Here is a 13,288-nt window from a genome sequence, read left to right as displayed (position 1 = left end):
AACACAATCTATAGTATTTTCCTGGAAAAAAGTAATAATTTTATAAAATGTACAATATATTGAAACTATTGCCAATAATTAGGCGTATAATAGATAGAACACAAAGGAGGAATTGAATATGAAAAAATGGACAACCGCTTTAGGCATGTCGATTGTTTCTTTAGGATTGATTGCCAGTCCTGCTCTTGCAGAGGCTTCTGTCAATCCGAAAGAAGAAAGGGTACCCATCTATGTTGCGATGACAGATGAAAGTGTAACAAAAGAACAGCTGATTAAAATTTTGAAAACGAAATTACCGGAGATGTTTGCTACATACTCTGATAGTGATTTCCAAATGACTTCTATGAGTTATCATTATGCCGATGATTTGACTACACGTTATGAATTAATGTTCCAGAAAAAGGTCAATAAACAGATGGAAAGCGGCAGTGTTTCATTCAGATCGGACAACCTAGAAATTGAGCATTTATATTTCAGTCCTGCAAGTTTGAAGGATGCTTTATTCCCAGGTAAAATAACAGAAGAACAAGGACGTAAAATTGCAGAAGATTTCGTTAAAAAGGTGTCTTCGTCATCCAATTACGTAATATCAACTGAAACACCTAGTTATTTCAGCCGTCTAATTACTGAGCCGATCACGTACAATTACAGCTTCACTTCAACCGAAAAAAATATTCCAATTCAGGATCAGTCAATTATAGTAAGTGTACTTGGCGATGGTAAAATCCAATATTTCACACAAATGAGTCCTGATCAAAAACGCATGTCGTTTGAAGAGACGACAAATGTTGTTACAAAAGAAGCAGCGTTAGAAAAAATGAAAAATCAACTAAATTTAACTTTGCAATACACGGTTGATTATTCCCTAACATCTTCCAAGCCTGCTGTTAAACTTGTTTACTTGCCAGCCCCAAATGTAATAGGTTTACATGCGACTTCTAATAAATGGGCAACTACAACAGGCAAAGTGGATTCGTTAAATGGCAAAGTAGCATTACAACCGCTTGCGCCAAACCAATTAAAAGAACCATCACCAATTACAATTGATGACGCAAAAGAAATTGCAAAACAGTTAGTAGCAAGCCAGGGGAATACAACAAAATTCACAATTGACCATGCCTATGAACATGAAATGAATGATCAAGCCGTAATCAGTGTTTCATATTCTTACCGCTACCGAAACGGCTCGTTCGGTTCATCAATCGAATTCAATAAAAACACAGGGGAACTTATCTCTTACTCTGACTTCTATAGTCCACTACCGCTTGAAGATGATGAAACGGAAAACACAGTTCCAAGACTGGATAAAGATAAGGTCCTCGCAGCAGCGGAAAAATATGTGAAGGAGCTTGCTCCAACATCCGTACATGAATATGCGAAGGCACATACAGATCCGGTTTATGATAAAGAATCAAAAGTGCATTATGTGAATTTCCCACGAATTAAAAATGGACTGATTGTAAATGGTGACAGTCTATCGGTAACAATTGATGACGAAGGGAAATTGAAATCATTCTATCGCTATCCATTGGATATTGAGGAATGGCCAGATGCATCAGCAACAGTTTCAGGCGAAAAGGCAAAGAAACTATTTGCAGATGCACTGGATGTTAAACTTGTTTACCACCGACTGCAAAATGAAGACGGTAAATACGAGCTTGTATATGTGCCGACAGTAAAGGGACAAGAGTACTACCAAATTGATGCCAACAGTGGCGAGATTGTCAGTCCGTATGTACAAACTGAAAAAGCGAAAGTAACTCACCCGACTGCCGAAAAGGAACTGAATTATTTAATTCAGGCTGGTGCAATTGAAGTGAAGGATCCGAAAACTTTCAATGCGGATACGGCCATTTCACAAGGGCAGGCGCTTCAAACAATCATTAAGTCCATTACTTATTTCTATGAGGATTATTATGCATATCGTCCGGAACAGCCACCAGTTTCATTCGATGAAATCAATCCGGATCATCCGTATTATAATGTAGTGGAAACAGCAACACGTCTAGGCATTTTAAATCCGCTGGAAGATGAATTAAACATCGACCAAAAAGTAACAAATGAGCAATTAGCCGTTTGGTACATCCGAACACTAGGTCTTGAGCAAGCGGCAAAGCATGCGGACATTTATCAGTTAACGATAAAAGATGCGGCTGATGTTGATCCGGAAAAAATCGGATATGTGGCAATTTCGCATGTATTAGGACTTCAAGGAGCGGAACAATCGATGTTCTTACCGAAAAAAGAAGTAACATATGCACAGCTTGCAAAATCTATTATTGAACTTGCTTATGAAATAGCAGAAAAGCGCAATAGCGGTTCATATTACTACTAACTTTTATAATGGTTTTAAACTCGTGAAGTTTCTAAAGACTCCACGGGTTTTTTTATTTTTTTCATAAAATAAGGAATATACGTTCTCTTTTGTGCAATAGTTAGTGGTTTAACTGTACCGACTTGTGATAAAATAATTTAAAGTGCTAAACTGAAAAAAATCGCGATAATTTTTTTGAAACGTTGTAAGATAGTACAAGTAACGAATCAATAATGGAAGTTGGGAAAAAAATGCAAAAAAATAAATATCGAATTCATAGTAATGTTCTGTTTGAAATTGCACAAAGCCGTTCATTCACAGAAAAGGATAATATCGAGGAACGTTTTGATGAAGAGGGAAAAATCAAATTATTAAGTGACCGAGCTGGAGCGGATTTATCACTATCGATTGTAAAAACTGAAGATGGGATCGCTTATTCAGTAAAATGGGATGACTCGGAAGAAGTTTTCAAAGGTTGGAACATGGCTTGGGAAGAATTTATTTGGTGCCTAGGTGTTGTCAACAAACCACTTGAAGAAGCGGCGAAAAAAGCTGCAGAAGAAGCGAAACGTCGTGCAGCTGAAGAAGCATTGCTAGCAGAAGAGAATGCAGAACTTGAAGAAGCTGTAGCAGAAGAAGCGTCAACTGAAGAAGCTTCGGCTGAAGAATCATCTAAATAATAATGTTAAACGCCTTCTCAATATAATTGAAGAAGGCGTTTTGATTACGCCATACAATAGTAAGAAGCCGATAATTTAAATGGATTACAAATAAAAAAACATCCATCTCCTCACATAGGGGGAGATGGATGTTTCAATATATCTATTTATCTGAACTAACAATGGCATAGCGTTCCCATTTTCGACTGCGCCAGCGGAAAATAACGAGCACTGCGCGGATCCATTCATCACACGCAATAGCAAGCCATACACCGACAAGGCCCAAGTCAAGAACGAAGACGAATAAATAACCTAGGGATAAACCGATAACGATCATGGAAATAAAACCAATACGGACAGGATAAGCGGCATCCCCTGAAGCACGCAAAGAATTAATGATCGTAATGTTAATCGTACGTCCTGTCTCCAGTAAAATACTTAATAATAGTACGCTCGCCCCGATTTGAATAATTTCTTCATTGTCAGTAAAGATGCGCATGAACGGTTCTCTAAAGAGGATGATAATTGCGACCATGGACAATGTAAAAATTAAAGCCGATTTTACACCAAACCATACTTTACTATAGGCAAGTTCTTTCTCGCCTGCTCCGACATACCGGCCGACTAAAATAGCTGTCGCCATCCCGATTGCCATTGCAAAAAGATAAGTAAACATCGAGATATTCACGGCATACTGACGGGCAGATAATGCCTCTGCTCCAATAAATGTTACATAATAGAGAAGGACAATTTGATTTGTCTGGTAGAGCACCTGCTCAAGGGCAGACGGGATTCCGATTTTCAATATTTTTGAAATATAGTTTTTGGACAATCTATAGTAATCTGCCCATTCAATACGAACCTCCAACGCCTGGTATAAAAGCCAGAAAAATACAACCGATGCCAGGACACGACTAACAACAGAAGATATCGCTGCACCTTCCACGCCAAGTTCCGGCATTCCAAACTTACCAAAGATTAAAATATAGTTTAAAACAACGTGTACAATATTCATTGCAAGCGACACGTACATCGTTTGCTTCGTCCAGCCCTGCACACGAATAATTGAAGACATGGAAGTAATTAAAGCCTGAACGAATATAAAGCCTCCAACAATGACCAAATAGCTTTGCGCCGCTTCCAATACAGCACCTTGCAGGTTCATCATCTTCATTAGAACATCGGAAAATAATATAAATAACCCACTAATGACTAAACCGACAAGTAAATTGAGTGTTACCGATAAAGCTGCGATTTGGGATGCTTCAGCAATTAGGCGGGAACCTAAATATTGAGAAACGACAATGGATGCACCCGTACCGATTACCCCTAATAATAAAATTGCAATTTGTATATATTGATTGGCTGTTCCAACGCCTGCTACTGCATCATCCGATACAGCACTTAACATAAATGTATCCGCTAACCCCATCAGCATAAATAGGAACAACTCTAAAAATAATGGCCAAGTTAACTTAAATAAACTCAATTCTTTCGTGCTATTTTCCAATCAGTTCACTCTTTCTATTGTTTAAATCAAAACAAAAAATATATTAGCATAAATTGTTACTGTAGGATAGTTTTTTACTCACCGCTCAAAAGAAGGTAAAAAGTCATGCGAAAATTGTTAATAATTCAGATATTTGTAATATATTCTCGACATATTTCGACTTTTTGTTATCGAATTGTAATATTGACGGCATGAAGATGTCATCTCACTGAAACATTGGGAGGTTATGCTAGGTCATGTTGAATCAAAAAGATTTTTCACGACACTTTTTCTGGAGGGAAATATTCAAGTATGATCAAGAAAATAGTAGCATTTATTGCGGTTATGATCGCAAGCACATTTATTTTTGCAGGAACGTCAGAGGCAGCTTCACATACAATTAAAAAAGGCGAGAATTTAACAATGCTTGCGAAGAAATATGATACATCAGTAAAACAACTTATGGCATTGAATGATTTAAAGACTACAAAAGTACAAATTAAACAAGTCCTTAAGTTACCAAGCCATATTAAAAATAAGCCGGCAGCAAAGAAAGCGACAACAAAAAAATCAGCTACACATCCTTCTAATGTAAAAAAGACAATTAAGATGTCATCAACGGCTTACACAGCTAACTGCAAAGGCTGTTCTGGTATTACGAAAACCGGGTTAAATTTACGTAAAAATCCTAGTTTGAAGGTCATTGCAGTAGATCCGAAAATCATTCCGCTTGGCTCTAAAGTATGGGTGGAAGGCTATGGTATTGCCGTTGCGGGTGATGTTGGCAGTGCCATTAAAGGAAAGAAAATTGATATTTTTATGAGTAAAAAATCGACAGCTAAAAATTGGGGTCGAAAAACAGTCACGGTTAAACTTTTAAAATCATAAAACAAAGCCTATTGCGATGAAAACTAACTTTTCGCAATAGGTTTTTTTTATTTTAAGTTATAATATAAAAAGATTTTGCGGAAGGAATGGATTAGAAATGTTTTTTTATGAGACAACTTGCCTGTATTGCCGGAAGCCAGTCAAGTTGATGGAGGGTACAAAAAAATATAACCAATATAAAAGTAAACCGACAAGCAAGCATCAGTTGTGATGATTGTGAACGGCGGATCGAAGCAGATTCAAGAAAATATTTGTTTAATCGGGATTAGGGTTTGCCCATCATTTTTCTTATTTGCCGAAGTTCCCGAATTAATTTATCGATTTCATCTTGCATTTGCTTAAAATCAGATTCGCTGCCATAGGAAGCAGAAGCCTGCTGTCCGTTTTGCTCCTCAAGCAGCTTTAATGAAATTCCTGCAGAAATCATAGACAATACATCGCCAATTGTTGTAACAGCAGCACCTGCATAGGCAAGCCTGGCTGCGATTACTTCTAAAGAGGGTGTAGAATCCGAACCATTTTTCAATTATATTCCTCCTATTCATAGGCAGATGCCTTTACCTTATGTATATACGCCTGAAAAATTTTCATTACAGGTATCATTGCGTTTAGAACGAAATAAAAGGAGTTGGTAGTCATGGATGGCAAAAAAGTAGAAATTGAATGCAGAAACTGTCATGAAAGGATGACAATAGATTTTTCTACAGATCATTTTTCTTCGGAAATCCAAATATTCAACGGAAAAAAACAACAGAAAAGGACTTATATTAAGGAATGTCCGCATTGCCAATCTATTAACTCCGTCACGAGTGATAAAAAAGAGGAATGGGGCGGTAGGAAAGGACCGAATATAAAACTTTTTATGTTTTCAGGCCTATTCGGCTGCTTAGGATTTATCGTAATTTGTTTCCTATTACTTTATTTTGCTTTTAAAGGTTTCGGTTTTTTGGTCGATTGGTTATTTAATTAAGGAAATGATAAATTTTCATGCTATAATAAATAGCTTGTGGAGGTGTAGTTAATGTCAAAAAAATGGACAATCCATTCGATTCGCGAATATGTAGAAAAGAATACAGATACAAAATTAATATCAACAGAATTTAAAGGGTTTTCGCAAAAATTAGATTTCCAATGTGCATGTGGGAACACATTCCAAAAACCTTGGAAAAAATTCAAAGAAAACAAACAGCAAAAATGTGAAGTGTGCCAGCCACCGAAAGAATCACGCTAATGAAATAAACGGTATTCAAATACGTCAAAAACGCTGTCTAGCAATAAACTGGTCAGCTTTTTTGACTGTTGCTCCGTTTTTTTTATGAATGGCTAACGATTGTCAGATTTAGTTATTATAAAGTTCATAAAAACTTTTATGTTCAGTATTTTCTGCAGAGCCTATATAAACAACACTATTTTTAAAGTGCAGGCTGTTTGACAGTACTTCATAATATTTATCAGAAATGTACAGAAACTTTGAACGTATATCAAACTAATATAGGCTCCAATTTAATAAAAAAGGAGCTAATTCAGAAAATTAGCCCTAATTCTATATTATATTATTCAGTTACAGGTTCTGTTTCTAATTTCACCTTTTTCAGTTCAGGGTGAGCCATTTCCAATATAGAAGGGCGGAGTAATAATAGTACGATACCGATTAGGATCAGCCCGCTGACAATTAAAATACATTGGGCCGGAATGAATTCGTATAAAATCCCGAATACAAGTGTTCCGGCTGGCATAGCACTCATCGCCATCATTTCAATAATTCCAAAAACCCGCCCCCGGTATTCTTCTTCAATCGAAGTTTGCATCAATACGCCAAGCGGGGTATTTGTAATAACACCCAATGCTCCAAATAAAAACATGATAATTAAATAATAAATGAAATTCATCAATGCCGAAAATGTTACAATGAGCGGCAGTGCCGATAAAATGACAACAATAGAAGAGGCGAACACGGACCGTTTAACTGTCAGTAAAGGAAATTTGACGGTTGCTCTTGATGCGAAATAAATGGAAGTAATTAAAATTCCGACTGCACCTCCAGCCTCTGTAAAACCGATGTATTTTGGATCTAAATTCAAAATCGTCAATAAAATATAATCCCCGCCAACATTGATTGCTGTGAAAAATAAGTTTAACCAGAGTGCTGTCCATAAAATCGCTTTAATAATCGGCTTTGTATTGACATAGCGGAAGCCGGCTTTGAAACTTTCGAACATCGATTCTTTTTCAGCATTATCATGTATTGTTTCTTTCTTATATAGTACAAAATTCATTGTTGATTCCAGCATTAATGTCATTACAGCAGCGCAGATAAAGATAATAAGGAACATTTCCATCGATACAAAACCAAATAACATCCCGCCGAAGATCGGTCCGCCAATTCCTGAAATAGAATAGGACAACTGATTAAAGCTCATCGCCTTTTGCAGTCTTGCTTCATCGACCAGATTGGCAATAGATGCGGAAAACGCTACACCGGAAAAAGTACTGGAAATACTATTGAACACCGTTGCAATATAAATCGCCATTAAAGATAATCCGAATTCATGCGTGTAGAGCAATAAGCCGCTTACTGTCAGGATGACCCCGGTTTGCCCACCGAGCACAAGCCATTTCCTGGGGAAACGATCCCCTAAGAGACCTGCAATCGGTGACATGATTGTGCGCGGCAAGTAGCTTAAAATAATATTTGTCGCAAAACTAAGCGAAGAGCCTGTCATCGATAAAATATACATACTGATCCCAAAGCTGTAAACATGTGACCCAAGTGCACCAATCATTTTACTTACTAGAAACGTGTATAAATGATACGTTGCTTTTTTCAATTTCTGTTGTTCATTCATAAACAAACCCCTTTGTTTAATTTAATTAAACTTATTATATGGCGGAGTTTTTTGAATTGCAATACAAAAGTTTAATATAATTAAAATTATTTCTCTTTTTTACATTAAACTCCGAATAAAATGTTTAATAAGGTTAAAATATTCGCCTTTTATATGATTTTTGGTAAACTGAATGTAATGAGGTGACGACGTGTTAAATATTGGCGCAAAAATAAAAGAACTAAGAAAAGAACGTAAAATGACGCTTGCCCAAGTAGCGGGGGACCGAATAACAAAAGGGATGCTCAGCCTGATTGAAAACGGGAAGGCACAACCGTCAATGGAGAGCCTTCAGCATATTGCGAAACAGCTCGACATTGATGTGTCCGAGCTTATGCAAACCGAAAATCATCAGCAAATGAAAGAACTATACCGTGATGTTGAAATAAAACGTTTAGCACTAAATAAAGAGCATGATGATAAAAAAATAAACGAAAAAGTTCTCGAACTGTATCATATGATTCATCCATTTCATGAAAATGGCAGCCTTAAAGGGGCAACTTTTGAGGAAGTACGCATTTACGAAGTGTATTTGACAATGCGCTACTTTGCGAAAATGGATTTATCGGAAAAGCCATTCGTCAAGCTCGTTAGAATGTATGAACAAGTGCATGGCTATTCGAAAATATTGAAGATTTTTGGTCGCATGGGAAACATTAAGTTTCTGGAAAATAATTATGCGGAAGGTCTGCGCTATTTACACGAAGGGGAAAAGTATATCGAAAAATACGGAGATTTGATTGATGATCTTGAAAAACTCGATTTATACTATAATATTACGGTTTCATATGCAGCGCTAAATGATGATGTTCAAATGGAAAAGTATTTGGAAAGAGCATTAAAATTAGCAAAAGAGAAGAAAATCGTATATCGGTTAAATGATTTTTACCGCTTTTTATTTTTCATTCACTGTTCAAAAGAAGAAGGGGAAAAAGCTTTTTATTATTTTAAAAAAATCCGGGCATTCGCAGAAATTATGGAAGACCCGAATGAAACGCTCATGGAGCAGCTAGTTACGCTTCTATATACAAATCAAATTGAAAAAGATTATGAAAAAACGGTTGCGACCAGATTTGAGACTAATTTTGCATTAGAAGGCGTTTCATACAGCGCGGATATTTTCTTTAATGGACAATATGGTTATGCCTACTACATGCTTGAGCGGTATGAAGAAGCATTGCAAACTTTGAAAGACATCGAAATAGTAGAATACAATCAGCACCCTATTGATTTATCGATGATGTACAGGGCGTTTGCTGTAAGGTCATTATGTTATTTCAAACTAGGGGACAAAGAAAACGCCAAACGTGATATCCTATATGCAATGGATGGTGTGAAAGATTTGAAAGTCACAAAAGAAATCCAGTTCATCATTGATGCATATGAAGAAATAATGAAGTAATCGAAGACACGGATAATCCTAGAGATTATCCGTGTTTTTCTGCTAGTAAATACATGTTAAATTTCCAGGAATTATTTTGGATTAAGTTCTAATCATTTTGTGGGACGAATAGATTGGTAGGGTGAGTTTAATTTTTGTGACATGGAGGAATGAAGATGATCAAACGAGTAAATCCAGAATTTTTAGCCGGTTTAGAATCATTTACGGACTTTGATTTTAAGGTAGAACAATTGGAAGCTATGCGTGAAGGTATGGCACAAGCGGTACAGCCTTTAACGAGCACTGAAACAGTGGATATTAATAATAAAACAATTACTGGCATTGATGATAATGAAATTCGCGTTCGTATTTATAAACCAGCCCATCAAGATCAAGAATTACCGGTTTTACTGTGGATTCATGGCGGGGGTTATATACTAGGTAGCATTGAAGACAATGATCATCTTTGTGTACAAGTTGTAGAAACAGCAAACTGTGTCGTCGTTTCCGTGGATTACCGTTTAGCTCCGGAATATCCTTACCCTGCACCACTTGAAGATTGCTACAGTGCGCTTGCATGGATTGCGGACAATGCATTAGAACTGCAAATCGACAAAAATCGTATTGGCGTAGCCGGGGCAAGTGCCGGCGGTGGGTTGACAGCGGGTTTAACATTGCTAGCGCGTGACCGTGAGTATCCGTCAATTTGTTTCCAAATGCCGCTTTACCCGATGATTAATGACAGTAACGATACACCTTCTGCCAACGAAATTACGGAAGGTATGATTTGGAACCAAAAAACGAATGATTTTGGCTGGAAATGCTATTTAGCCGAATTGCACGGACATGATGAAGTACCGATTTATGCTGCACCGGCAAGAGCTGAGGATTACCGTAATCTTCCCTATACGTATACATGTGTAGGTCAGCTGGATCCTTTCCGTGACGAAACAATTACGTATGTATCTAAATTGGCACAGGCAGGTGTTGATGTGGAATTCCACTTATATCCTGGCGCATACCATGGTTTTGAATCACTGAATCCTCAGTCAGAACTTGCTCGGAATGTGATTAAAGAATATGTAAATGCAATTAAAGTAGGCTTTGACCGCGTGAAAGCAAATGCTGACCAAGTGGAAGAAGTGAAATAAATTCATTGTTTTTAAATAGACAAGTGCTCGGTTCTAAATTGAACCGGGCATTTTTATTCTGAGAGGTGTTACTGAATTTAAAGATAGGATTTAAACGAGAGCACGTTATAATTCCGTTTTTCATACAGATCGATTATATGAGCGGCTAATTGCTGAAGTCCGAGATGGATTTTGGTTTCATTTACTTGTGAAATACTTAGTCGAATTGCTTTCTGACTATATTCGCTTAAAAACATCCTCGAAGCATTATCTACATAAATATGGTTTTCATGCAGCATGTAAATTAATTTATCGACATCAATACCGGAAGGCAAGAAGATGGTGAGATAAAAACCGGTTTTAGGCTTTGTAAATTGTACATAGTTAGGTAAATGCAATGAACAAGCTTCTAATAATAGATTCATTTTATTTGAATATAATTTTTTCACCTTTTCTAAATGGTATTGAAACATCCCGTTTTTTAAATAGATTTCCAAAGCCCCCTGTGAAAGTGGCGATGTATTGAAATCCGCACTGAATTTACTGTGTACAAAGGAAGAAATCATTTTTTCAGGCAGAACCACTGTTGCGATTCGCAGTCCAGGCAAAAATACTTTGGAAAAGCTCTTAACATAAATGACTCTTTCATTAGGTTCATATGCAAACAAAGGATCCGCTTTTAAATCTGTATCAAGTTCTGCCAAGTAATCATCCTCTACAATATAAACATCGTATTTTTCTGCAAGAGCAACAATTTTTTTCTTTTCCTCATTAGTGTAATGATGTCCTAATGGATTGTGGCATCTTGGGATGATGTAAAAGAATTTAATATCAGCGGAGCGAAATAACTTCTCCAGTTTTTTTAAATCCATTCCTTCCATCGTCACTTCAATTCCAAATGTTGTAATCCCGTTTACTTGTAAGGCATCAATCATACCAAAGTAAGTGGGCTGCTCAATTAATACATTCTTTTTCCCGTTTGGAAACGGCATGGCAGAAAGAATATGGAGGGCCTGCTGTGATCCGGACGTAATGACCAGTCGATCGGGTTTCGCAAATACTTGTAAATGTTGTAAATACTTCGCAAGCTCCTTACGTAAAGAAAAGAGTCCCTGTTGATCACTATAAGTAAATAATTGTTCTTTATAATGATCGATTGCCTGGTTAATACAATGTTGAAAGTCCTCATAGGGCATAATCCTTTGATCTGGACCGGCCGATAAAAAATCGATAGCAATGTCCTGATGATGAACGGATGTGTTATGATTATCCACTACATAATAGCCACTTTTCGGTTTAGCGTAGATAATATGCTGTTTTTCCAACTCAAGTAATGCTTTCGCGACCGTATTTTTGCTGCATTGAAATTGTTCAGCGAGAAGTCGAATTGATGGTAATTTATCTCCTGTTTTTAACTTCTCATCCTGGATTTGTTGTTTGACCCATGACAAAATGCCAATATATTTAGTTGTCATCCAGTTCTCCTTTGCTATCTGTCCCATGACAGATGGGGAATTCTCTTATTTTAAAAAGAGCGGATATTCCTTACAATCTGTTTAATTAGCTTAATCATATTAACTAATTATGGAATATTTTTTTAAAACTGTGAAGGGGGAACGAAATGGAAATCAGTATGAAAAAAGGGATGCTGTTAGGCTTTATTGGAATCGTTTGTTTCAGTTTTACATTACCCGCTACAAGTATTGCTGTCCCTTATTTTGGTGAGACAATTGTCGGATTGGGTAGGACAGTTATTGCAGCAATTATAGTAGGAACAGTATTTATTGTGAAAAAGCAGCCTTTACCGAGTATAAGCCAATTTAAGAGCTTACTTATTGTCGCTGTTGGAGCTGTACTGGCTTTTCCGTTATTAACAACTTATGCGATGAAGTCATTGCCGGTTTCACATGGTGCAATTGAATTGGCCTTACTTCCACTTGCGACAGCAGGCTTTGCGATGTGGCGAGGAGGCGAAAGACTTTCGAAACGCTATTGGATTGCGAGTGCAACAGGGGCGATAACGGTCATTATTTATGCCATCTATTTAGGATTAGGGCAATTGCATAAAGGAGACTTTGCTCTGATTGCAGCGGTCATATTACTTGGATTAAGTTATGCAGAAGGTGGCAAACTTTCAAAGGAACTTGGTAGCTGGCAAGTAATTGCTTGGGCTATTTTAATTGGTGCACCCTTTTTTATTATTCCTGTAGGCCTTGGTTTATCTGACAGTATGCTGGATGCGCCTATCGAAGCTTGGATCAGTTTGTTCTATTTAGGGATCGTCAGTCAGTTTTTAGCTTATGTAGCATGGTATGGTGGTATGTCTTTAGGAGGTATAGCTAGGGTAGGGCAGATTCAATACTTGCAGCCTTTTTTAATGATTGGATTTTCTGTATTATTCTTAGGAGAATCGATCACATGGATAACAATTGTTTTAGCAATGATCGTTGTGCTTTGCGTTATAGTAGGGAAAAATGCTGACAGTAGACAAAACTTACAAAACTTGGTACAGAAATAGAGAGATGCAAAATTTATAGATTAT

At 37.0% G+C, this 13,288-nt stretch carries 12 protein-coding genes; 8 read left to right on the top strand and 4 right to left on the bottom strand.

Features of this window, described 5'->3' with window-relative positions; translation table 11 throughout:
* The first annotated feature begins 118 nt into the window (after positions 1-118).
* Positions 119-2,335 carry a YcdB/YcdC domain-containing protein gene (locus tag CBM15_RS13955; protein ID WP_087617982.1) on the top strand — a complete coding sequence of 739 codons (2,217 nt, stop codon included), beginning with the start codon at positions 119-121 and terminating at the stop codon, positions 2,333-2,335.
* A gap of 230 nt (positions 2,336-2,565) precedes the next feature.
* A complete protein-coding gene (locus tag CBM15_RS13950) occupies positions 2,566-2,994 on the top strand; it encodes a hypothetical protein (RefSeq protein WP_008408458.1) in 429 nt (142 codons plus the stop codon).
* Between the two features lie 142 nt (positions 2,995-3,136).
* On the opposite strand, the gene CBM15_RS13945 is transcribed toward CBM15_RS13950, so the two are convergent.
* Positions 3,137-4,483: an MATE family efflux transporter gene (locus CBM15_RS13945; RefSeq protein ID WP_014824216.1), complete on the bottom strand. Its 1,347-nt coding sequence runs from the start codon at positions 4,481-4,483 to the stop codon at positions 3,137-3,139.
* Positions 4,484-4,774: 291 nt separating this feature from the next.
* Between CBM15_RS13945 and CBM15_RS13940 the strand changes: the two genes are divergently transcribed.
* Entirely contained in the window at positions 4,775-5,350 is a 576-nt protein-coding gene (locus CBM15_RS13940) for a 3D domain-containing protein (protein ID WP_087617981.1), read from the top strand.
* 265 nt (positions 5,351-5,615) lie between these two features.
* Here CBM15_RS13940 and CBM15_RS13935 read toward each other — a convergent pair whose 3' ends face one another.
* On the bottom strand, positions 5,616-5,876 hold the full coding sequence (locus CBM15_RS13935) for a hypothetical protein (RefSeq protein ID WP_087617980.1): 261 nt from the start codon (positions 5,874-5,876) through the stop codon (positions 5,616-5,618).
* Between the two features lie 111 nt (positions 5,877-5,987).
* On the opposite strand from CBM15_RS13935, the gene CBM15_RS13930 reads away from it, so the two are divergent.
* Complete coding sequence (locus tag CBM15_RS13930; protein ID WP_087617979.1) at positions 5,988-6,320, top strand: redox protein; 333 nt, start codon at positions 5,988-5,990, stop codon at positions 6,318-6,320.
* A gap of 51 nt (positions 6,321-6,371) precedes the next feature.
* Positions 6,372-6,581: a hypothetical protein gene (locus CBM15_RS13925; protein WP_008408453.1), complete on the top strand. Its 210-nt coding sequence runs from the start codon at positions 6,372-6,374 to the stop codon at positions 6,579-6,581.
* Between the two features lie 322 nt (positions 6,582-6,903).
* Here CBM15_RS13925 and CBM15_RS13920 read toward each other — a convergent pair whose 3' ends face one another.
* A complete protein-coding gene (locus CBM15_RS13920; RefSeq protein WP_087617978.1) occupies positions 6,904-8,196 on the bottom strand; it encodes an MFS transporter in 1,293 nt (430 codons plus the stop codon).
* A gap of 190 nt (positions 8,197-8,386) precedes the next feature.
* Here CBM15_RS13920 and CBM15_RS13915 point away from each other — a divergent pair, with 190 nt between their 5' ends.
* Positions 8,387-9,637 carry a helix-turn-helix domain-containing protein gene (locus CBM15_RS13915; protein ID WP_087617977.1) on the top strand — a complete coding sequence of 417 codons (1,251 nt, stop codon included), beginning with the start codon at positions 8,387-8,389 and terminating at the stop codon, positions 9,635-9,637.
* A gap of 155 nt (positions 9,638-9,792) precedes the next feature.
* Positions 9,793-10,767 carry an alpha/beta hydrolase gene (locus CBM15_RS13910; protein ID WP_087617976.1) on the top strand — a complete coding sequence of 325 codons (975 nt, stop codon included), beginning with the start codon at positions 9,793-9,795 and terminating at the stop codon, positions 10,765-10,767.
* A gap of 77 nt (positions 10,768-10,844) precedes the next feature.
* Here CBM15_RS13910 and CBM15_RS13905 read toward each other — a convergent pair whose 3' ends face one another.
* Positions 10,845-12,221: an aminotransferase-like domain-containing protein gene (locus CBM15_RS13905; protein WP_087617975.1), complete on the bottom strand. Its 1,377-nt coding sequence runs from the start codon at positions 12,219-12,221 to the stop codon at positions 10,845-10,847.
* A gap of 146 nt (positions 12,222-12,367) precedes the next feature.
* Between CBM15_RS13905 and CBM15_RS13900 the strand changes: the two genes are divergently transcribed.
* Entirely contained in the window at positions 12,368-13,264 is an 897-nt protein-coding gene (locus tag CBM15_RS13900; protein ID WP_087617974.1) for a DMT family transporter, read from the top strand.
* The last annotated feature ends 24 nt before the right edge of the window (positions 13,265-13,288 follow it).

The organism is Solibacillus kalamii (assembly GCF_002174535.1).
GTDB lineage: Bacteria > Bacillota > Bacilli > Bacillales_A > Planococcaceae > Solibacillus > Solibacillus silvestris.
This window is presented reverse-complemented; position numbering and strand designations above follow the sequence as displayed.

Bases quoted from the DNA above. Each gene is read 5' to 3' on its own strand.
- CBM15_RS13955 (WP_087617982.1), top strand. From the start codon at position 119: ATGAAAAAATGGACAACCGCTTTAGGCATGTCGATTGTTTCTTTAGGA.
- CBM15_RS13950 (WP_008408458.1), top strand. From the start codon at position 2,566: ATGCAAAAAAATAAATATCGAATTCATAGTAATGTTCTGTTTGAAATT.
- CBM15_RS13940 (WP_087617981.1), top strand. From the start codon at position 4,775: ATGATCAAGAAAATAGTAGCATTTATTGCGGTTATGATCGCAAGCACA.
- CBM15_RS13930 (WP_087617979.1), top strand. From the start codon at position 5,988: ATGGATGGCAAAAAAGTAGAAATTGAATGCAGAAACTGTCATGAAAGG.
- CBM15_RS13925 (WP_008408453.1), top strand. From the start codon at position 6,372: ATGTCAAAAAAATGGACAATCCATTCGATTCGCGAATATGTAGAAAAG.
- CBM15_RS13920 (WP_087617978.1), bottom strand. From the start codon at position 8,196: ATGAATGAACAACAGAAATTGAAAAAAGCAACGTATCATTTATACACG.
- CBM15_RS13910 (WP_087617976.1), top strand. From the start codon at position 9,793: ATGATCAAACGAGTAAATCCAGAATTTTTAGCCGGTTTAGAATCATTT.
- CBM15_RS13905 (WP_087617975.1), bottom strand. From the start codon at position 12,221: ATGACAACTAAATATATTGGCATTTTGTCATGGGTCAAACAACAAATC.
- CBM15_RS13900 (WP_087617974.1), top strand. From the start codon at position 12,368: ATGGAAATCAGTATGAAAAAAGGGATGCTGTTAGGCTTTATTGGAATC.